This is a genomic window from Staphylococcus sp. EG-SA-14, assembly GCF_017151935.1.
Lineage (GTDB): Bacteria > Bacillota > Bacilli > Staphylococcales > Staphylococcaceae > Staphylococcus > Staphylococcus aureus.
Map to the genome: position 1 here is coordinate 80,024 of NZ_JACVZM010000007.1, position 21,663 is coordinate 101,686.

The following is a 21,663-nucleotide window of genomic DNA, read 5'->3' on the forward strand; positions in this document are numbered from 1 at the left end:
GGGTTGAAAGTACCTGCTGCAACAGTAATACCATTATTAGTTCCAGCAATACCTGCTACAGTTGCTGCAGATGCTTCTTTCACCCATGGACTCGTATTATTGCGACGTGTAAATGTCGTCACAACGTTACCATTACGTTTAATAACTAATTTATCAGCGTATGTCGTTACGTTACCGGCATGTGTATTCACTGTTTGGTTTGCTCCAGGTGCAATTGTAATCGCTCCTGCCGCTGTTTCAGTCACAGTTGGTTTCGCTGGTTGCACATCTTTTACTACAAATTTCGCTGGTAAAGATGTTGCAAAAGTATGTCCGTTATAGATGACGTCATATTTTGCGTTAACGACTTTAGCCACATTCGGTTTATTCATAGCTGACCAGTTTGCGTCATTTGTACCTGTAGTATCACGATTCCATTTATACGTAAATCCATCTGTTGGTAAACCAGTAGCATTTTGCATTTGTGCATATCCTGATGCTTGCGTACCACTTGCTAAAGTGCCACCAACTGTTGTTGTATAAGTAGTTTGAGGGAATTCAAATTGATATACGTTCAAAGTTACAGGAACTCGTTTAGCAGCTGAAATACCCGGATATGTGACATCGACATTTAAATGTTGAACGCCTGCTTGTTGGTTATTTGGTTGTTGTCTATTTGCCCATGCTGCAGTGATACCATTTGTGTTTGTATTTGGATCAAATGTAATGTAGTTTATCGCATCCGTTCCATTAGTCAAATTTTGACCTTTCACATCACGTGATGGCGCCTTAGCATTAGCAACTGGATAAACTTTGACTGGAACTTCAACATTACGCGTACCTTGACCATTAGGTAATGTTACAACCGCAGTTTTATGAGTGTTACCGACTGTATTCTTCCATGTATCTGGACTATCATGCCATGCAACCGTTGCCCCATGTGGCGGGTTTTGAATAAATCTTTCTACGTGTCCGAAATCAAAACCGTCGCCACCTTTAATAAATACAGCGCCTTCAGTAGTTGCTTGTAATTGTGGTGTCACTGTTACTGTTGCACTGTCATTTGAATCAACAGATTCATTTCTTGTTACTGTAACAACTTGACCATGTTCGTCTTGCGTCGTATACGTCACATTGTTCATTGAAATTGAAGATTTTGCTTTAATTCCGCCATTTGGTAACGCGTCACTTACTGTCACAACCGAACTAAAACCGCTACCATGAGTAATATTTGTGACATTTAATGGTGTATTATCTGCTTTAAATAATTTTACTGACGAGTTATTTAATACGTTATTAACTTTAATTTCTTGGTTTGTAAGACCTGCTTTATATGTCACAGAGTTTGCGTCAATTCTAGGTGGGTCAGGTTTAACTTTAGATAAAATAGTTAAATCTTCTGTTTGTCTATTATCATATGTCACTCTAATAAGACGAGTAGATATGCCTACAACATCTTTGTTAGGACCATATGTTCCAACAAATTGGAAATTCATATGTTGCGCATTTGTCGACCAAGAATTATTTACTGGCTTAACATATTGTTTCGCATCATACATATCTGAAACACCTGGGTATAAAACACCTCTGGCTGTTTCAAAGACATGTTTCGGTACAGTTCTTACTACTTTATATGTTGCTGTTTTCGTAATCGGCGTTGTTTCGCCATCAATTAAGATATGTGCAGTTACAGTTATATCTTCACCAATACGTGTATTATCTTTATTTGGCGCTTGTCCACTTACCCATGTAATAGTTGCATCTGGAATGTCACTACCATTAGATAACTTAAAGTAATCTGATGCACTAGAACCATTACCTGCTGGGAAGTCTTGGCCTTGTACAGTGTAATGCGAATGTGCAACGATTTCTGGAATGACATGCTTTACAGGTACAGTCACTGTTGATGTTGTTCCATCTTGATAAGTAACAGTTACTGTGACATTGGCATTATTTCCAGTACGACTGACATTACTAACTGTTTTACTAGTGATTTCATTCGCACTTGCTCTTGCATAACTTCTATTTGGAACTGTTTCAGTAAACGTTAACGAATTAATAATTGTCGTTTGATCAGCTTGTGATACTGTCGCATTATTCGAAATATTGGCAATTCTCACAGGATTAGCAGCCGTTGATGAAGTACCAACTCGATATTTATCACGCAAAGGTTTCACTGTTACATTGAACGAAGTTGTAGCTGTATTGCCGCTTGTATCAGTTGCTAATAAATTGATTGTCTTATTAGTTGCTGATGTCACATTTGGTGCCGTTGCAGAAACATGTTGATGGTTATTATCAACAGTGCCTGTAATTTGTGATGTATTTGGTACAGTTACAGATTGCACACCAAAGTTATCATTCGCTGTAATCGTATTTGTAAATGTTTCACCTGAGAACACTTGATGATTAGTGTAATTACCTACTGAAATTGTTGGATTCACTAAATCACTTGGTACAAAATAAATGTTAATAGCGTCAGTAGTATTTCCTGTATTTTGATTTAAATGTTCAACATATTGTTTTGGACCATATGGCGTTAAGTATAACTGTGCTTTATAAACTGCATCACTTGCATTATGTGTAGAATTACTTTTTACAACATGGTCAATTGTAAATGCGCCAGCACCATTAGCTGCCGGTTCGTTTACGTTAACAACAGTTGAGTTACTATGGTTTGCACGAGTATTTGAATTTGTAACAGGTTGCCCACCATAACCGTTTGAAGGGTTGATGATGTCTAACACTTGAATCACTTGACCATTCAACGTAAATTGACGTTGACCATCAGTTGTCGCATTTGATTGTGAATAACCAGTCGTTCTAAAGTTAGGTCTTCCGCCAGCTTCTGCTTGTGATTTTTCATTACCAGTAATGTTATTTCGCAATCCAGGCACTGTAGTTGTTGCTTTTAACATTGTTAAAATATCATTCGTCGTAATTTGAGTACCTAATGTAGCATCATAACGATAAATTAATGATTTATGGTCATCAGACCAAGATAGACCACCATCAGTTGGTCGATTTGCAATTTTCGCATTTGTCCAAGATACTGTGTAATCTTGTGCAAAATTAACCCAACGCAAGAAATTCATATTAGCTAGGTTTGACGCGAATGATTTCGTTAATCGACCTTTATTAATATTTACTGTAATAGTACTTACATTAGCACCATTAGGTGTATTTGTAACTGAAATATCACCTTCGGCAAGCGTAATTACATCTCTATTTGCATTAATAAATGCTTGTTTTACTTTTGAGATTTCATCAGTAGTTAAATCATATGTTGATGTACGATATACACGTTGATCGCCTTCTGGTTGTTTCACATCGATGATTTTCAAACTAATATAGAAGTCTTCACTATCTTTATGATACGCATTTGTAGCAGTTATATGGTATAACTGCGTGCCTGCGTTCATTTGACTAACTTCTTGTGCAGTTGGAATCGTTCTATCAGAAGTAATATTTGTAAATGTGCCACTTGGAATAGCTTGTCCATTACTTAAAGTAAAATATTGTTTAATATCACCAATATTAAATGATTGTCCTTTAGCAATCGTTACCGTTGCTGTTTTAGCTGCATTGGCAGTTTGATATTCAGATTTCACAACTGGTTCGTATGTCATCACATTTGTAGCATCAAGCGTTGTTGATGAGCCATCACGGTAATGTAATGTGACATTACCATTATTATCGACAGTTACTGGATCAGTTGATGCTAAATATCCTCTTATATTTTGGTTTTTATTCATAAAGGCAGTAATTATGCTTTGCTTTTCATCATTAGATACAGCAGTCGGATTGACTACTACAACTTTCTCAGTATTTCCTAATACAATCGGATGAGCATCTTCACTAATTTTACCTACATGAATTGACACATGTTTAGATTGACTATCATTTGTCGTATTATTGACATTGTCTGTCGCTGATACTTTAAATGTAATATCACTGTTAAATGCCTGATTCATAGAGACTCTACCTGTAATAGCTAATGAGCCGTTTTTGTTGTCGGATTTAGTTAAATTTGATGTCCAACCACTTGGCAATGTCGTAATAGTTGTACTTTTTAATCCAGAATGTCTATCTGAAACCCCCATAGTAAAGCTAACTTCATCACCACGATAATATTTGGCATTTATTCCAACAGGATTATTGATTGTTGGTGGAATGTCATCTGGCAAAATAGTAACAGCATTACTCATATTAGATGCAACTACTTTATTATAATAAACTACTGCTCTAATTTGTTTACCTACTGGTGGTATGAATACAACATAATCTTTTGGTTGTATAGTAATTGTGTTATGGACCCCATCAGGTGTACCAGTCGCAAGTATCGTATAACCAGATGGTATTTGATCTGCCTCACTACCACCATTCGTAGTTTGATTTGTTGGTGCAACTAAATAAACCAATGCAGATGGATCCAACGGTATTCCCGAAATATTAACAGGTACTTTTTGTAATGCTGTACCTCTTAATTGCTCAGCTGTCGTTGTAATTGTTGGTGTATGTGGTTTAACACGAATTTCGAATAATTGTTCTTTACGTCCAAAACGTATCGTTCCAAAGTAATCCCCTGGTAATAAGTTACCAACAAGTTCAATATTGCGTTCTCTGGCATTATTAGGTCTATTTGTCGAGTTTTCAATGTGTAATGTACGCGGAATACCTGTAATTTGCCAATCTTTATCTGTAAAATTCTCATTACTTGTTAAATTAATACGTAATGGTTGAATAGATGTTACGCTACCACCTAAATTCACGGAAGCATTCCCTTGGTTACCTGCATATACATAGAAAACTGGATGCCCAGCTTGTTTTGAAAATGGTTTTTCAGCAATATTTTGAGTATCGTCATTTTTAAAGAATTTAATATTATGTTGGATTTCAGGTAATACCGTTAAGTTAACAGGAACTAAAGTTTCACTATTACCATAAGCATCAGGATAGTCGAAACCAATCATTAATCTTATTGGGTTTCTAGTTCTTGCTGCTTCTTGTAATTTTTGATCAGTAAATAATTGACTTAATTGATATTCATTTAATTGTTGGGCTCCACCCGGTCTAAAAGCATTAGTATTTGCATTATTCGAATAAAATCCTAACACTTTATTACTCGGCGTCTTAACATAACTTAAAGGATCATCAACAAAATCATCTATATTTAGGTTTGTACTTTCTAATACCTTTTTCGTTTGTACATTTCCTTGACTCACTTCTACACGTTTAGTTGTACCTATGCGATATGTACGATTAACCACTTGTCTTAAACCATTAAGACGTTGTTGATGGTCTTGCGTTGATTCGACGTATAGTTGACTGTACATAAATAATTGATTGTACTCTAAAGCACGCCCACCTGCTGCATAGTACAATTTATTAACAGTTGGACCTTGTGTTTTAAATGAAATTGTATAACTTGCATCACCTTGACCGATGAAAGTATAAACTTTAGGAACACCCGGTGATTCAGCAGGTTTTTGACCATTAATATATTCAAAATTTTGTCTACCAAAAGCTTTAGTAGCAGGTGTCGCTCCAGCTTCACTAAAATAATCACTCGCTCTAGATAAATCTTCTAAAGAATAAATATGGACAGTTGGCCAGTCATATATTACTTGGCCACTTCTATTTCTTATTTTAAAGTCATGTGAACGATGAGGATCATTTACTCCATATTCCCACATTTGTTGAAGTGGTTTATTTGCACCTGCTCCTGCTCCATGACTCCATTGTACATTTGTTCCATCTGAATTAACTGTTACAAAGTCAGTTCTTCCTACTGGCACTTGGTCTGCTGGTAATGCAAACCAAAAGATCATATTTTGATGTGGAGCATGTCCTTTATTAAACTTAATAACCCATTGGTACCCGTCTCCAGTTTGTTTCGCTGTCATAAGAGCAATTTCCTTTGAGTCAGAGGCCTTCAATGTATTCCATGGTGTAGTTGGTAAATTATATGGCGCCCCTTTACTAGAAGCATTGATATATGTACCAACAGGATAGCCCGAACCATCATTAGCATTTTCAACATAATATGATGAGTTTGCATTTTGATAGTCTGATACTGATCTAGGCTCTGCAGCTCTTGACTCAACCGAACGCGTTTGAATTCTATTTGAACGTCGGCTAGTCTGTTGACGTTGAGGCATTGTACGAATTAAAGCAACAGCTTGTTCCAATTCTTTGTATGCAAGTTGCAAGTCTTTATTGTTTATTGGATCATTACTGCCTAATAACGTATTAATCTTATCAAAAATGCCTTTTACATAGTTAAATGTGCCAGAATCTGCATTTTCACGGTCAATAAAGCGATAATCATGATAATTTGCATCAAAAAATGCTTGTAATTCATTTCGGTCATGTTGTACGTTACCATTATCAGATGAATCTGAAGCTGTTACTACATTTGCTTCATGATTTTCTACATGAGCCGCTCTATTGTCGTTTCCATTTTTATTAGCAGATTGACTTTCGTTTTGTTTATGCTTACTTTGTTCTTTATCTGGTTGTGTTGTCGCAGCCGTTGCCGAATCTTTCTTTGTATTTACATTTTGAGATGCTGGTTGTTCATCATTAGTAGTAGATGATTGCGCTACTTTTTGATCTACTAAATTAGCTTGACTAATATTTGGTTGCTCATTTTCATGAGTAGCAGATAATGATTGACCATTTTGTGAATTTTGAGAATTTTGTACTTGAGATTCTCGATTCTCAGTCTGTTCATTATTACTTTGTTGTTTCTGTTTAACCACGCTTGCTGGTTGATTTGTTTCAGCAGCATGTGCTTGTGATGTATTGAATCCTAAAAATACCAATGTCGCAATGACAGTTGAAAATGTACCAACTGTATATTTACGAATACTAAACTTTTGAATTTTATCACGATAATTCACAGCTATTGTTCACTCCTTATCTTGTTGTTATGTCTCTGTTGTGTTGTGAATGTATTTACTTTTGATTGCTTGTGTATTGTAATGCTCATTCCATTCTCATTTAAAAATTTAAAACGATGACGATTCAATACAATTTCGCAATCTATCCAAAAAGTATTGAAACACATTACAACTATGTGTTTAACAATTTATTTATGCTCCAGAATATAATAACACAAAATATATTGTAAGGTAAATTGAATTTGTGACAATTTATAATAATTATAAATAAAGTAGCGTAAAAGAGTAATAAAAAACCAATCCCTATGTTCATTTAAAATAATGACACATAAGAATCGGTTTATATTTTTGTTTAATATTGTAGCGACTTGTATGATTTCAATTTAATTCTCAATTATCATAATTGAGTGTCGTTTTGTTTAGGCACAAGTAACAAAATGATAACGAATGATAATATTCCCATACCTGCATTTAACCATAATGCAATCATTGCACCTGTATAAATGTTTGTCATATTTGATACGATTGCATATACTGCACCACTCAATGCGACGCCAAATGCTCCACCTAATGCAGAAGCCATTTTATAGATACCTGCAGCAACGCCTACTTTTTCTAACGGTGCATTTGCAATTGCTGTATCTGTTGATGGTGTAGCATATATCCCTAGTCCTAAACCAAAGAATAAATAACCTATAATACAACAAATGACATAGAATATTTCTGGCAAGAAAGTTAATGAAATGAGACATTCTCCGACAATAAGAACTCCTGTTCCAATTAACATTGGTTTCTTGCATCCGAGTGTTTGAAGTAACTTTTCACCAACACGAATCATAATTAGTACCATTACTAAATAAGTGATTGATAAACTTCCTGCTTGCAATGAAGAATATCCTAAACCTCTTTGAACAAATGTGTTGGCTACTATTAATGTTCCTGCAACACCATTTAACAAAAAGTTTGAAGCTGTTGCACCTGTGTAAGCTTTATTTTTAAATAATTTAAAATCGATTAAAGGATTTGTAGCACGCTTTTCAAGAACTATAAATAAACTAAAAGATCCAATTGCAATAGCTAATAAAGTAATAAAAAGAAGTGAGGTTACACCTAATTCTGATCCTTTAGTAATTAAAATATTTAAACTGAGGAGCATAATGACTAAAAGAACCAGACCTTTAATGTCAAATTTATTTAGAGAAATCGATTTAGATTTAGTTTCAGGTGTGCCTTTAATAAGAAACAGTGCAATTAATGAAATTATAATTGATAGGATGAAAATCCAACGCCAACCTAAAAGCGTTGCAACTGCACCTCCAAAAAATGAACAAACACCAGAGCCGCCCCATGAGCCAATTGACCAATAACTTAAAGCGCGTTGTCTGTCTTTCCCAATGTAATATGACTTAATAATAGACAAAGTTGCAGGCATAATACATGCTGCTGAAAGTCCTTGAATTAATCTTCCTATAATAAGTAATAAAGGAATATTTGAAATAATGATTAATAATGAACCTAATATATTTAAGATAATACCAATGTTCGTGAGTTTAATTCTGCCATATTTATCAGCAAGACCACCTGCTCCTACTACAAACATTCCTGAAAATAAAGCAGTTATACTAACGGCGATATTAACCGTTCCAATATCTGTATTGAAACTATCTTCAAGTATTGGTACAACATTAACCAATGATTGTGCAAATAGCCAAAACGTTATTACACTTAGAACAATTCCTATTAACAACTTATTATTGCCTTCAAATGCCTCTCTTGACGGCTTTTCCATCTCTATTTGCCTCCCTATACTTTTGAAAAACAGACAAATTCCATAACAGAAATTTGTCTGTTCCATAGAATAATTGAATGGTTTTTGATTTTAATGTGTAAAACTTTAAATTTATTAGTAGTCCATCCATTTATTCTCAATGCTAGTTATCTTACCTTATGCTGCTTTTTGTTTCTTTTTATAGTAATAAACTGGTATACCAAGTGCTGTTATTAGAATTCCAATGATTGCTAATATAAATTGTGTAAACAGTGTATTAATTAATACAAATGATCCTGCCAAAATAGCAATTAAAGGTATGATCGGATATAACGGTACTTTATATGGTCGTTCCATATTTGGTTCACGTTTTCTTAAAATTATTACCGCAACAAATGACATACAATAGAACAACCAAATAACAAAGATTAACATGTTTGTAATTGTATCAAATGCTCCCATTGACATCATGATGATAGCGATTATAAGTTGTATAATTGCGCCAAACCATGGTGCACCAGATTTTGTTAATTTTGCGAATAAGTGGCTAAATGGCAATAATTTTCTTTCAGCCATTGCATATGGTACGCGCATACCAGTCATAGTATAGCCATTGATCGTACCATAAACAGAAATTAATATACCGATTGTAATAATCTTACCGCCATTTTCACCAAATAATATTTTTGATGTATCTGAAGCTGCATTTAAATTACCAGCAAGTAGTTCTATTGGCAACGTTAATAAGAATGTAGCGTTAATTAATAAATACACAGCCATAATACAACCGATACCAACTGAAATCGCTAAAGGTAAATCGCGTTTAGGATTTTTAAGTTCCCCCGCAACATTTCCTACATGAATCCAACCATCATATGCAAACATAGTTGCTAATAAACCACTACCAATTGCTGTAAAGAAACCATTTCCTGAATTACCTGTAGTTGGAATTAATGAAAAAGTGATATCTCCAGATTGAAAAATACCAAAAATTACAATAACGATGATTGGAATCAGTTTAATTACTAAAGTAACTGATTGTAAAATTCCGCCTGCTTTTGAACCTAGGAAATTTATCAACACAATAGATAACGCAGATGCGATTGCTATTGGTATTAACGAACCTATAGATAAATGGAATAAATTAATTAGCTGTGTCGCAAATACGATAGACAATGCTGCTACGTTAGCTGGAAAATAAATAAATGATTGCGCCCAACCTGATAGGAAGCCCCAGAAATCACCGTATGTATATTCTATATACTTCGTTAAGCCACCTGTTTCAGGGATTGCAGCAGCAAGTTCTGCTGCTGTTAACCCCGCACAAATGGTAATGATGCCGCCTAGGAACCATACAAACAAGGCCATTCCTGCTGTTCCTGTTACTTCTGTTACGTTTGATATTTTAAAGAATACTCCTGAACCAATAACTGTCCCCATAACAATAGCAAACGCTGAGAAGAAACCTATATTTTTTTGTAATTCTTTACCATTTGACATAATTACACCTCATTTTTAAGATTAAATGTTTTAACCTACCACACCCTTGCTTGTATCTGCAATATTCAGTCCATGTTCAATGACACCTGAAACTCTAGTTAAGTCAACATTCCCGCCTGAAACTAAAGCAACAACATTTTTATCTTCAAGCCATTTATTGTTTATTTTTCCACTTAAAATTGCAGCTGTTGGTAATGCGCCTGCACCTTCAGTAATAATTTTGGCACGCTGCATTAAATCTTTCATAGCATGTTCAATTTCTTCTTCAGTAACAAGAATAAATTCATCTACTAAATGTTTAACTACTTCATATGTTTGTTCACCAGGAACTTTTACATCACAACCATCTGCTATTGTGCTATCCACTCGATGTTCAGTTAAATCTCTCTTATAGAAAGACTCAGCCATACCATGAACATTCTCAGATTGAACACCGATAATATGAATTGAAGGGTTAAATGATTTTAATGCGGTGGCAATACCTGCAATTAATCCTCCACCGCCAACTGGTACGATGACTGTATTCACATTCCAAATATCATCTAAAATTTCTAAACCAATTGTTCCTTGGCCTGCCATTACAAACTTATCGTCATATGGATGAACGATTGTCATGCCATTTTCTTTCGCTAATTCTTCCATATAAAGTCTAGTTTCGTTAAAGTTTTTACCTTTTAAAATGACTTTTGCACCATATCCTTTGGTAGCATTCTGTTTAGCAATTGGTGCTGTTTCTGGCATCACAATCGTTGCATCAATACCTAATAGTTTTGCTGTTAAAGCAACACCTTGTGCATGGTTCCCAGCAGATGCTGCGATAATGCCTTTTTCTTTTTGTTCATCTGTTAAGTGATTAATTTTATTGCTAGCGCCTCTAAATTTAAAAGATCCTGTGAATTGCATATTTTCTAATTTTAGAAATACATTCCCTTTAGTTATACTTTGACTTAAATACATAGATTTAATTAGTGGTGTTCGACGAATAAATGGTTTAATGCTTGCTTTAGCTTCTTCGATATCTCCTAAACTTACAATATGTGCTGTTTGTAATGTAACTGTGTTGGTTGTCATAATAATTACATCCTTCCGTTTTGTAAATTTTTAGTCCAAACTATAATGCTATATTTAAAATATTCATTTCACTCAATTTCATTTAAATTATTATCTATTCGATAACATTTAATATTTCTTTATAATCTAGGTCATGTGATGAAGCTAATCCTTGATTTGTCACTTGTCCTTGGTAAATGTTTACACCAGTACTTAAGGCTTCATTATCTTTAATTGCTTGTTCTAAGCCTTTGTCACAAATTTCTAATATATAATCAATATTTCCTTGTGCTAATGCCATTGTTGAAGTTCTTGGGACTGCTCCTGGTTGATTTGGTACACCATAATGAATCACACCTTCTTCTTCATACACTGGATCAGAAATTGTAGTTGGTCTAATTGTTTCAATAGTTCCACCTTGGTCAATAGCTATATCGATTAATACTGAACCTTTTTTCATTGATTTAACCATCTCACGAGTAACCAATTTTGGCGGTTTCGCACCTGGAATTAAAATTGTAGAAATAAATACATCTGCTTTCTTAATTTGTTCTGCTAAATTTTCTGGTGTTGATTTGACTACTGTGACATCTTTTTCTGCATACATATCTTCAAGATATTTAATGCGGTCATCGTTTAACTCGATAATGATTACTTTAGCATTTAGTCCCAAGGCAACATTTGCTGCATTTGTTGCTGCTACGCCACCACCGAAAATCACATATGTACTACCAGGTATATCCACATTTTCATGTACACCAGTCACTAAAGTACCTTGACCACCATGTTGTGCTTCAGAGTAGTAAGCTCCCATAATTGCTGAGCGTTGACCTGCTATAGCACTCATTGGCGCTAATAATTCTGCTTTTCCATTTTTTATAATGGTTTCACCACTAATCGCAGTTACACCAACTTCTTGCATTTTTTCTACTATTTCTTTTGAAGATGCTAAATGTAAAAATCCCCAGATAATTTGATTCTTTTTGAAATATTGATATTCGCTTTCATGAGGTTCTTTTACTTTGATAACAAGATCAGCTTCCCATGCTTGTTCATGAGTTACGATCTTAGCGCCTTCTTTTTCATACATATCGTTAGAAAATCCTGAACCAATGCCAGCATTTTTTTCAACAATTACTTTATGTCCTGCATCCGTTAACTTACGCACATTTTCGGGTGTGCAAGCTACACGTCCTTCACCTTGTTTTAATTCTTTGACTACTGCAACTAACATTTGCAACACTCCTCTTTCATTTGTGAATAATTTCACAATTATTTTATCCTTTGGTTATGAATATGTAAATACCATTAATTAATTATTCATATTTTATCTATAATTTGTTAATAAATATTTAATATATTATTCTTATTCTTAAATATTATGTGCAATTATACCACTATATTTATTTCTTATACTCCATTTGATTTATAGTTGTATTAATACATTGACTCAAAAACTAATTAATCAAATATGTTTTTTAGATTAATAAAGTTGTAACTGTACTATTTTGTAGTGTATGGTAATTTATTTGGATGAAATATAATTCTGTAAACTCTATTGATTAATCAAATATGTATCTATCAAAATTCGGCTTATTTATTCACTCTGACATATCCAAATACGCAAAAAGACTATTTCTACCTTGTATCGATAGAAATAGTCTTTTTATACTTAATTGGTTTAATTTTTCATAAAATTTTATACTTTTTTAAAAATGGGATGAAATATATTTTCCTGAAACATGTAATTCATGTTCGTTACAAATTGATAAAATATGATTAAGTGTTGTTGCAAATGACATTTTCTCAAAAAGCGATTCACTATCAATTGGTACTTGTGTGTGAATTTCAGCAAGTCGCTTCGATAAATATAGTTCATCTAAATTGTCATTTATCTTATTACGTTGACCAGCTGATAATGCATCAATGTTTTCAACCACATTTTCAACGCTTTGATATTGCTGAATTAACTTAATAGCCGTTTTCTCGCCAATACCTTTAACACCCGCATATCCATCTGCTGTATCACCCATAAACGCTTTAATATCGATTAGTTGTTGTGGTTCAAGGGCATATTCTTTGTTAAAACGATGTAATGTATATCTATTATAAATGTTAAAACCTTTTTTAATTAGCCAAACTTCAACATTGTCATTAATACATTGCAGTAAATCTTTGTCGCCCGTAATAATATAGACATCGTTATCAGTTGAATATTGTTGTGCTAATGTACCTATAACATCATCCGCTTCATAGTTTTTAACGCCAATATTTACAAAGCCAAATTGCTCTGAAATTTCTTTAACATAATCAAATTGTGGTATCAATTCTTCTGGTGGTGCAGAACGATTTTGCTTATAACCATCAAACATATCATTTCTAAAAGTTGATTGTCCCATATCCCAACATACAGCTACATGTGTAGGGCGTATTTCATGTATTGCCGAAAAGATATGACGCACAAATCCTTGTATTCCATTTGTAGGTACACCTTGTGAATTGTACATAAATTGTTTATGAAGACTTGTAGCATAGAAATGTCTAAATAATAGCGCCATACCATCTACAAGTAATATTTTATTAGGCATTTAAAACGTTCCTTCTTTCTTAATATAAAATAGTTTTCAGTTGTTGATGTTTATCTTTCAATTGATTGATAAGTGTTGTATCTAAATCAAATGCTAATAAATCGTTTATTTGCGTTTGAATATTAGCTTCAAAACTTTCAAATTGCGATTCAGCTTCTACAGCCATTTGCTTTACATATAATTCAAGCTGTTGCCTCAATAATCCCATTTGTGGTTGTAATAATCCTAACGTACTTTGACAAATTGATTCATGTATATCTCTTTGCCCATTTGGATTCAAAATTTTACGTTTTGTTAATTGTTTAGGCAATGCATTTAGCATATCATTGAAATCGATGTGCAATAATGGTTGCTCTATATTAGCTGATTCAAAGTTAAACTGAGGATTAACAATGACATGTAAATCTGCTAATTGTTGAACGATTGGTGCAATTTGCTCAATGAGTTGCTTATTAAAGTATTTTTTTATACGTTCTGTAATTAAAGATTGCTCTAAAAACAATCGTTGATGAATTTGATCTAAGTATACTTTCGTAGACACTTTCTTTTCTTCATTAAAATCACTATTTTGCGTCATTTGAGAATTAAACACTGATTTAACATCGTCAAGTAGTTGTAATTTTAAACGTGCATTTAAATGATAAACTTGTTCTTCAACTTCGTTGTCTGTATGTTGTAGCGTCGCATCAATTAATTGATGTTGTAAACGCTGTTTATCTTTATAATCTGTTAACCTTTGTTGGCGATGTGAAATATCAGCTTTATTTGTTTCAAATTCTGTAATCATCTCTACATAAGAACGATCCATTTGTTGAAGCTGATGAATCATTTGTTGTTCTAAAATTGATTTAGATTCAACATCAACAAATTGTTGTATGCTTTGTTTTAATTGATCAATGCCCTTATCTTCAGCTTGCAATGCATTTCGACTTGATACAGCAAAAATGTCTGATTGTAAGTGTACTTGTCTTAATGCATCTGATACATATGTTTCAACTGCTTCAAGATCATCTTGACTTTCTGCTAAATCAGCAGCATTAATTACCATTTTAAATGCTTGGTTTTCATTCAACTGGTTCATATCTTTCATGTGTTCTATAAACGCTTTGTCATTATCAGTAAATGAATGATTAAAATAACTTACATACAATATTAAGTCTGAAGAAGTTAAAATTTGTTCGGTTTCATTTGTATGCCTTTGGTTATTTGAGTGTAGCCCTAATGAATCAACAATTATTTTACCTTTTAACCAATCATGCATTAATGCAATGTGTACTGTCTTAACAAATGTTGCATATTCATCTTCTGCACTCCACTTTTTCAATTCCTGTTGATTAATGGCATGTTTTTCTCCATTTTCCAACATATTGACATACAATTTATAATGTTTTTCAACTGCCTGAATAAAAGCGAGTTGATTTTTATTTAAATGTGATTTTAACTTTTCTAAATCCCAATTAATAAATTCTTCTATAGTTGAAAAAGATATATCTTGGTATTCAACTACTGCATTAATTTCATCTAATAATTGCGATTGTGATTTTAGCGTTATATAACTCTCGTCTCCATAAGATATTTCTGTAGTAGCTGCTGTAGTAGGATTTGGAGAACTCACTAAAATATGCTCGCCTAATAATGCATTTATCAAACTACTTTTACCCGCACTAAATGTTCCAAATACACCTATTTTTATTAATTTATTATCTATACGTGTTAATGTTTCGTGGATATCTTGCTTTGTACGCTTGAACAAAGGCACATCCGAAATTATATCAAGCGCTTTTTGAATATCTATAGACATATTTGTTGTAGCTGTATTTTGATTTAGCTGCTGATTATCACGATTATCCTGAGCATTATCAGTAGCCACTTGATATGTTGTCTCTTGTCGACCTATTAATTTATCTAGAGATTCATCTAAATGAATATAGTAGTGACGATAATTCTTAGTCGTCAATGACTGACGCAGCTCATTTAATTCTGTATAACGTTGATATTCTTTTAAATCATCACTTTCTTCTGTTGGTAATTCATCTGCCTGCACATTTTCTATTATTTCTTTAAAAATTGGTGTTGATTGTTGTTCAACATATTTCTTAATGGCTTTAACCACTTCGTCTGAAAATGTAAGTACATAAGTATTGCTGATTGATGTTTGTGGTTGATATAAATCTTCAATCATTTCCGGCTTAACGTCATAATGCTGATTTAATACTTTATCTGAAGCTTCTTTTTTATTGATAAAACGCGTTACAAATGACATATCTTCTCGCATTGGTTGACGAATTTGTTGATTAACATGTTCTTGTAACGCATCTGTCGCTGTTAATAATCGCTGTTGTTGAATTTGTAGCTTTTTCTTCTTTTTATTAAAAAACCCACCAACATTAAAGTCTTGAGACATACTTTCCAAATAACTTCGTAACATTTCTCTCATATTATGCGGCATAATGTATGCATTTTCTAAAATATTTTTACGCTTATTCTTTAAAAATGCCATTAATTCATCTGGATTATTTAAAAGTTGTGCCTCTTCACTAATTGCTTGATGTTGTTGACTATTTAAAAATGCTTGTTCAAACTCCGCTTCTTCGATACCTAAATCTTCTAGTACTTCCTGAATTTCAGACTGAATGTAATCTAGCTGAGCTTCGGTAATGTATTCAACCGTTCTTGATGTATAATCCTCTATTGTCTCTCTATGTTGATCTAATGAAATTAGATAACTTGATAATACTTCAAGTTCATTTTCAGGGTGATCAAATTTAGATACATAAAAGGTGCGTTCTAATTTAATGCCCCAATCTGCAATTGATTTTTCAACTCGTGATTTAAACGTAGAGAATGACAATTCATCGTCTTGATGCTTGTCAATTTGATTAATGATAAACACAACAGGTATTCCAACATCATTTATATGCTTCATAAACTTAAAGTTAAGTTCAGATTGAACGTGGTTATAGTCAACCGTATAAAATATCATATTACTTGTATACATATATTGTTCTGTTATTGACTGATGTGATGCAACATTTGAATCAACACCTGGTGTATCTTGCAGCGTAAACCCATTTTCAAATTTAGCTGATTGAAAATTAATTTCTACAGATTCAACGTCGACATTTTGGCGATTCATTTCCCTTACTTCATCATAATTAGATAATTTGGCATACGTTTGATTCGGCAAATTAGCAATAATATCGTGATTGTCTGAAACTGACACAATAGCAGTATTACTTGTCGTTGGTACAGGTGAACTTGGTAAGATATCTTGTTCAATTAATAAATTTATCAGTGTCGATTTACCTGCAGAAAAATGTCCAACGAACGAACATGTATATTGCTGCAAATATACTTTCTTAATTACTTGGTTAATTGTATGTAAAAGTGCTTCATTTCGCGACTTTTCAACTTCTTTTTTTAATTTATATAAAAGATCTAATTGTTCTTTATTAATCATGTTACTTTCCCCTTTGGTTCGTTCACATAGAAATGCTTGCTTGTTAAAACGAATTCATACAATATCGATGTCCATTTAAACATAGATCGTTAAATGGCTCGCATTGTATTATGTTTAAATTTTATCATAGCTGCTTGATAAAACATACGAATAATCAATTTTCTTCAAACATTCCAACTTAAAAGTTCATTTTTCTAAAAATCACAAATCATCGTTAAATTTTTCTAGAAAATAAATATTGTCACAGTTTGTTCACACACGTCACAGAATTGACACCGTATAATAGCCAATTGGGAGGGAAATATGAAAAATACATTTAATCCATTACAAAGATTACATTTCTATGCAGCAATTTTTATTGCTCCACTGTTAATCACTTTAACCATTTCGGGCATTGGTTACTTGTTCTTTCCAGAAGTTGAAAATAATATTTATAAGAATGAGTTTTTTGGTGACAGTGATGTAAAAACGCATCAAACATTAAATGATGCAGTACATCAAGTTGAACAACAATATGAAGGATTCTTTGTAAGTAAAGTTAGCATACTTGATGAACCATATAACAAACGAATTACACTGAGTGATATGGCAGGAAATCAACGTTACGTCTTTCTAGATCATAACAATCAATTTGTTGCAGATCAAAATGCGAAACATACGTATTCTAATGTGATGCGAAGTATACATAGTTCTTTGTTTACTGAAAATACTATTATTAATTATTTAGTAGAGTTAACCGCATGTTGGACGATATTCATGATTTTATCTGGTACTTATTTACTCATTAAGAAGCATTTAATTTCTAACAAAAGTAAGGCACTTCGTTGGCAAAAGTGGCACGCAATGATTGGAGTTATCATTGCAATTCCAGTATTTGTATTAGTTTTAACTGGATTGCCATGGTCTGGTTTTATGGGCAGTAAAATTGCCGGTATGATGGACACAAACGGTGACCTTGGTCAAGGTGAATTAGCGATTAATCCACCTAAATCAGATTTGAACGAATTACCTTGGGCTACACGTAAAAATAAACAGCCAGCTTCATCCGAAAAAGGTTCAAGTAGTCATCATGGTAATGCAGCAATGCCTCAAACCAAATTAGATTATCAAATATCTATTGATAAGGTCGTTGAACAGGCGCAAAAAGCTGGTATTAAAAAGCCGTTTTCAATCGTATATCCAAGTGATAAAAATGGTACCTTTATTGTATCTAATACTAGTAATTCAGGTGTTACTGGGCTAGATGTATCACCATACAAGGAACAAACACTTTATTTCGATCAATATAGCGGTAAAAAGCTAGGTACGATTAAATATGATGACTACGGTATTATTGCTAAATGGTTTACATGGGGCATTCCGCTTCACGAAGGTCATTTATTCGGCATTTTAAATAAAATCATTAATTTATTTGTATGTATCGCTTTATTAGTAGCCATTGGCATGGGGTTTGTCTCTTGGATAAAGCGTACAAAAAATACTGCAGTAAAAGTACCACATCGCGTAAAAAAACCAGCATCTATATCACTCATCATATGTTTAATTGTATTAGGATTATTAATGCCATTATTTGGATTATCACTTATCCTTGTATTTATAATTGAATTAATATTATATATTAAAGATCGTCGTGCTAAACAATAATGCACTTAAAGTTTTGAACTGACGAAATTTACAAAATGATTCTCGTCTCTCTAATTACTTAAAACGGGTTCTATAATAAATCGTACTGATGGAAAGTTTTTACTTTTTATCTGTCCGATTTTTTGAATTTGAAGATAAAAAAGCATCTAAAACGCATAAGAAGATAACTCTACTTCTTCAAAATTACGTTATAGATGCTTTTTTATTAATTCATATGCATGTCGTGAATTTTCATCATTAAACCGTGTGGGACGTCATCATGTTTAACAATCTCTTGTTTATAAAATGTCTTCCCATCATCTTTAGAAACTAATTTTACAAAGTCTCCTTTTTCCGGCTTGAAATCATTAGATGGTTCTACTTTGATATTATGTTTGACTAATCCATCTTTTTCACTTACAACTTTTTCTGCATTTGTATTACTATTCATATAACCAAAATAAGTCGTTTTTTGACTAGAAAAAATCATTAAACATACAACGGCAATACCAATAACAATCAATGCAATAGATAAACCTAGACCCATTTTTTTACCCATTTATAGACTCCTCCATTTTTCAAAAACACCTATTATCATGAGAACATAATTAATACTAATTTTAGTCACGCATTAGAAACACTTTAGTTTTCGATAGTTTTACGTTCTGTCTTTTTACCCCAGTATTGATAATAAGTACATTCTATATATCCATTAAATAACTTACGTCGCTTCGTTGCTTTACGATCTACTAAATATTCAAATTCTTTATTACTTGTTAAAATGTATGTAGATAAAAATGGATGTTGTTTCATTAGTTTACCAATATAACGGTACATTTCTTCAACTTCTTCACGATCACCAATACGTTCACCATATGGAGGATTTCCAATTAACGCCACCGGTTCTTCTGTATCAATTGTTAATGTATTGACATCTTTTACACTAAATTTAATAATATCAGACAACCCAACTTCTTCAGCGTTACGCTTAGCAATCTCTATCATTTCAGGATCGATATCAGAAGCATATACTTCGATTTCTTTATCATAATCAGCCATCTTATCCGCTTCATCACGGTAATCATCATAAATATTTGCTGGCATGATGTTCCATTGCTCTGATACGAACTCGCGATTAAAACCAGGTGCGATATTTTGAGCAATTAAACAAGCTTCTATAGCTATTGTACCCGAACCGCAAAATGGATCAATTAAAGGTGTATCACCTTTCCAGTTTGCAAGACGGATTAAACTTGCTGCCAACGTTTCTTTAATTGGTGCTTCACCTTGTGCTAATCTATAACCACGTCTGTTCAAACCAGAACCTGATGTGTCGATAGTCAATAATACATTATCTTTTAAAATGGCAACTTCAACAGGGTATTTGGCACCTGATTCATTTAACCAACCTTTTTCGTTATATGCGCGACGTAATCGTTCAACAATAGCTTTCTTAGTTATCGCCTGACAATCTGGCACACTATGTAGTGTTGATTTAACGCTTCTACCTTGAACTGGGAAGTTACCTTCTTTATCAATTATAGATTCCCAAGGGAGCGCTTTGGTTTGTTCGAATAATTCGTCAAACGTTGTTGCGTTAAAACGTCCAACAACAATTTTGATTCGGTCTGCTGTGCGCAACCATAAATTTGCCTTTACAATTGCACTTGCGTCTCCTTCAAAAAATATACGACCATTTTCAACATTTGTTTCATAGCCTAATTCTTGAATTTCCCTAGCAACAACAGCTTCTAATCCCATCGGACAAACTGCAAGTAATTGAAACATATATGATTCTCCTTTTATACAGGTATTTTATTCTTAGCTTGTGTTTTTTATACATTTCCAACAAATTTAATCGCTGATACATTAACGCATCCGCTTACTATTTTAAAACAAGGCAGTGTCATTATATCAAGACAAGGCGTTAATTTTAAGTGTTCTTTTCATGAAAAAAGCTCTCCATCATCTAGGAGAGCTAAACTAGTAGTGATATTTCTATAAGCCATGTTCTGTTCCATCGTACTCATCACGTGCACTAGTCACACTGGTACTCAGGTGATAACCATCTGTCTACACCACTTCATTTCGCGAAGTGTGTCTCGTTTATACGTTGAATTCCGTTAAACAAGTGCTCCTACCAAATTTGGATTGCTCACTCGAGGGGTTTACCGCGTTCCACCTTTTATATTTCTATAAAAGCTACGTCACTGTGGCACTTTCAAATTACTCTATCCATATCGAAAGACTTAGGATATTTCATTGCCGTCAAATTAATGCCTTGATTTATTGTTTCATCAAGCACGAACACTACAATCATCTCAGACTGTGTGAGCATGGACTTTCCTCTATATAATATAGCGATTACCCAAAATATCACTTTTAAAATTATAACATAGTCATTATTAGTAAGACAGTTAAACTTTTGTATTTAGTAATTATTTACCAAATACAGCTTTTTCTAAGTTTGAAATACGTTTTAAAATATCTACATTATTTGAAGATGTATTTGTTGTTGTATTATTCGAAGAAAAACTTTTATTGTCCTGAGGTCTTGATGTTGCTACACGTAGTCTTAATTCTTCTAATTCTTTTTTAAGTTTATGATTCTCTTCTGATAATTTTACAACTTCATTATTCATATCGGCCATTTTTTGATAATCAGCAATAATGTCATCTAAAAATGCATCTACTTCTTCTCTTCTATAGCCACGAGCCATCGTTTTTTCAAAATCTTTTTCATAAATATCTTTTGCTGATAATTTCAATGAAACATCTGACATTTTTTCC

General features: G+C 33.2%; 11 protein-coding genes and 1 other RNA gene (1 of these 12 running past the window's edge). 1 reads left to right on the forward strand and 11 read right to left on the reverse strand.

Translation table 11 applies throughout. The features are described from left to right. The 7 genes from ebh to IDG63_RS06340 all read right to left on the reverse strand — a co-directional run. Nucleotides 1-6,884, reverse strand: partial view of a hyperosmolarity resistance protein Ebh gene (ebh, locus tag IDG63_RS06310; protein WP_206176394.1) — the 5' end (the start) only. 24,529 nt of this gene lie to the left of the window's left edge; 6,884 of the gene's 31,413 nt are visible here — the first part of the coding sequence; the start codon lies at nt 6,882-6,884; its stop codon lies off the left edge, out of view. A 397-nt stretch (nt 6,885-7,281) separates the two neighbouring features. Next, the gene (gene norB, locus IDG63_RS06315; protein WP_000414685.1) at nt 7,282-8,673 is read right to left on the reverse strand and encodes a multidrug efflux MFS transporter NorB; all 1,392 of its coding nucleotides are present in this window, start codon (nt 8,671-8,673) and stop codon (nt 7,282-7,284) included. Between the two features lie 156 nt (nt 8,674-8,829). Beyond that, nucleotides 8,830-10,152, reverse strand: coding sequence for an APC family permease (locus tag IDG63_RS06320; protein WP_000064778.1), 1,323 nt, complete (start codon nt 10,150-10,152; stop codon nt 8,830-8,832). 30 nt (nt 10,153-10,182) lie between these two features. Then, entirely contained in the window at nt 10,183-11,223 is a 1,041-nt protein-coding gene (gene tdcB, locus IDG63_RS06325; protein ID WP_000210823.1) for a bifunctional threonine ammonia-lyase/L-serine ammonia-lyase TdcB, read from the reverse strand. A 94-nt stretch (nt 11,224-11,317) separates the two neighbouring features. Continuing rightward, nucleotides 11,318-12,436 carry an alanine dehydrogenase gene (gene ald, locus IDG63_RS06330; RefSeq protein WP_000959424.1) on the reverse strand — a complete coding sequence of 373 codons (1,119 nt, stop codon included), beginning with the start codon at nt 12,434-12,436 and terminating at the stop codon, nt 11,318-11,320. 475 nt (nt 12,437-12,911) lie between these two features. Continuing rightward, nucleotides 12,912-13,790, reverse strand: coding sequence for a 5'-3' exonuclease (locus IDG63_RS06335; RefSeq protein ID WP_001133025.1), 879 nt, complete (start codon nt 13,788-13,790; stop codon nt 12,912-12,914). Between the two features lie 19 nt (nt 13,791-13,809). Then, nucleotides 13,810-17,250: a dynamin family protein gene (locus IDG63_RS06340; RefSeq protein WP_000608504.1), complete on the reverse strand. Its 3,441-nt coding sequence runs from the start codon at nt 17,248-17,250 to the stop codon at nt 13,810-13,812. Between the two features lie 303 nt (nt 17,251-17,553). Here IDG63_RS06340 and IDG63_RS06345 point away from each other — a divergent pair, with 303 nt between their 5' ends. Continuing rightward, nucleotides 17,554-18,894 (forward strand): PepSY-associated TM helix domain-containing protein, encoded by a 1,341-nt coding sequence (locus IDG63_RS06345; protein WP_000798988.1) that lies wholly within the window; start codon nt 17,554-17,556, stop codon nt 18,892-18,894. Nucleotides 18,895-19,099: 205 nt separating this feature from the next. Here IDG63_RS06345 and IDG63_RS06350 read toward each other — a convergent pair whose 3' ends face one another. The 4 genes from IDG63_RS06350 to gpsB all read right to left on the reverse strand — a co-directional run bounded on the left by IDG63_RS06350 (nt 19,100) and on the right by gpsB (nt 21,656). Continuing rightward, nucleotides 19,100-19,432, reverse strand: coding sequence for a DUF4889 domain-containing protein (locus IDG63_RS06350; protein WP_000516794.1), 333 nt, complete (start codon nt 19,430-19,432; stop codon nt 19,100-19,102). Nucleotides 19,433-19,515: 83 nt separating this feature from the next. Further along, complete coding sequence (locus IDG63_RS06355; protein WP_000487144.1) at nt 19,516-20,661, reverse strand: THUMP domain-containing class I SAM-dependent RNA methyltransferase; 1,146 nt, start codon at nt 20,659-20,661, stop codon at nt 19,516-19,518. A gap of 208 nt (nt 20,662-20,869) precedes the next feature. Then, nucleotides 20,870-21,249: RNase P RNA component class B (rnpB, locus tag IDG63_RS06360), an RNA gene on the reverse strand. 62 nt (nt 21,250-21,311) lie between these two features. Then, nucleotides 21,312-21,656, reverse strand: coding sequence for a cell division regulator GpsB (gpsB, locus tag IDG63_RS06365; protein WP_001286320.1), 345 nt, complete (start codon nt 21,654-21,656; stop codon nt 21,312-21,314). Nucleotides 21,657-21,663 lie beyond the last annotated feature (7 nt).

Coding starts and splice junctions, on each gene's coding strand:
- norB (WP_000414685.1), bottom strand. CDS start 8,673: ATGGAAAAGCCGTCAAGAGAGGCATTTGAAGGCAATAATAAGTTGTTA.
- IDG63_RS06320 (WP_000064778.1), bottom strand. CDS start 10,152: ATGTCAAATGGTAAAGAATTACAAAAAAATATAGGTTTCTTCTCAGCG.
- tdcB (WP_000210823.1), bottom strand. CDS start 11,223: ATGACAACCAACACAGTTACATTACAAACAGCACATATTGTAAGTTTA.
- ald (WP_000959424.1), bottom strand. CDS start 12,436: ATGTTAGTTGCAGTAGTCAAAGAATTAAAACAAGGTGAAGGACGTGTA.
- IDG63_RS06335 (WP_001133025.1), bottom strand. CDS start 13,790: ATGCCTAATAAAATATTACTTGTAGATGGTATGGCGCTATTATTTAGA.
- IDG63_RS06340 (WP_000608504.1), bottom strand. CDS start 17,250: ATGATTAATAAAGAACAATTAGATCTTTTATATAAATTAAAAAAAGAA.
- IDG63_RS06345 (WP_000798988.1), top strand. CDS start 17,554: ATGAAAAATACATTTAATCCATTACAAAGATTACATTTCTATGCAGCA.
- IDG63_RS06350 (WP_000516794.1), bottom strand. CDS start 19,432: ATGGGTAAAAAAATGGGTCTAGGTTTATCTATTGCATTGATTGTTATT.
- IDG63_RS06355 (WP_000487144.1), bottom strand. CDS start 20,661: ATGTTTCAATTACTTGCAGTTTGTCCGATGGGATTAGAAGCTGTTGTT.
- gpsB (WP_001286320.1), bottom strand. CDS start 21,656: ATGTCAGATGTTTCATTGAAATTATCAGCAAAAGATATTTATGAAAAA.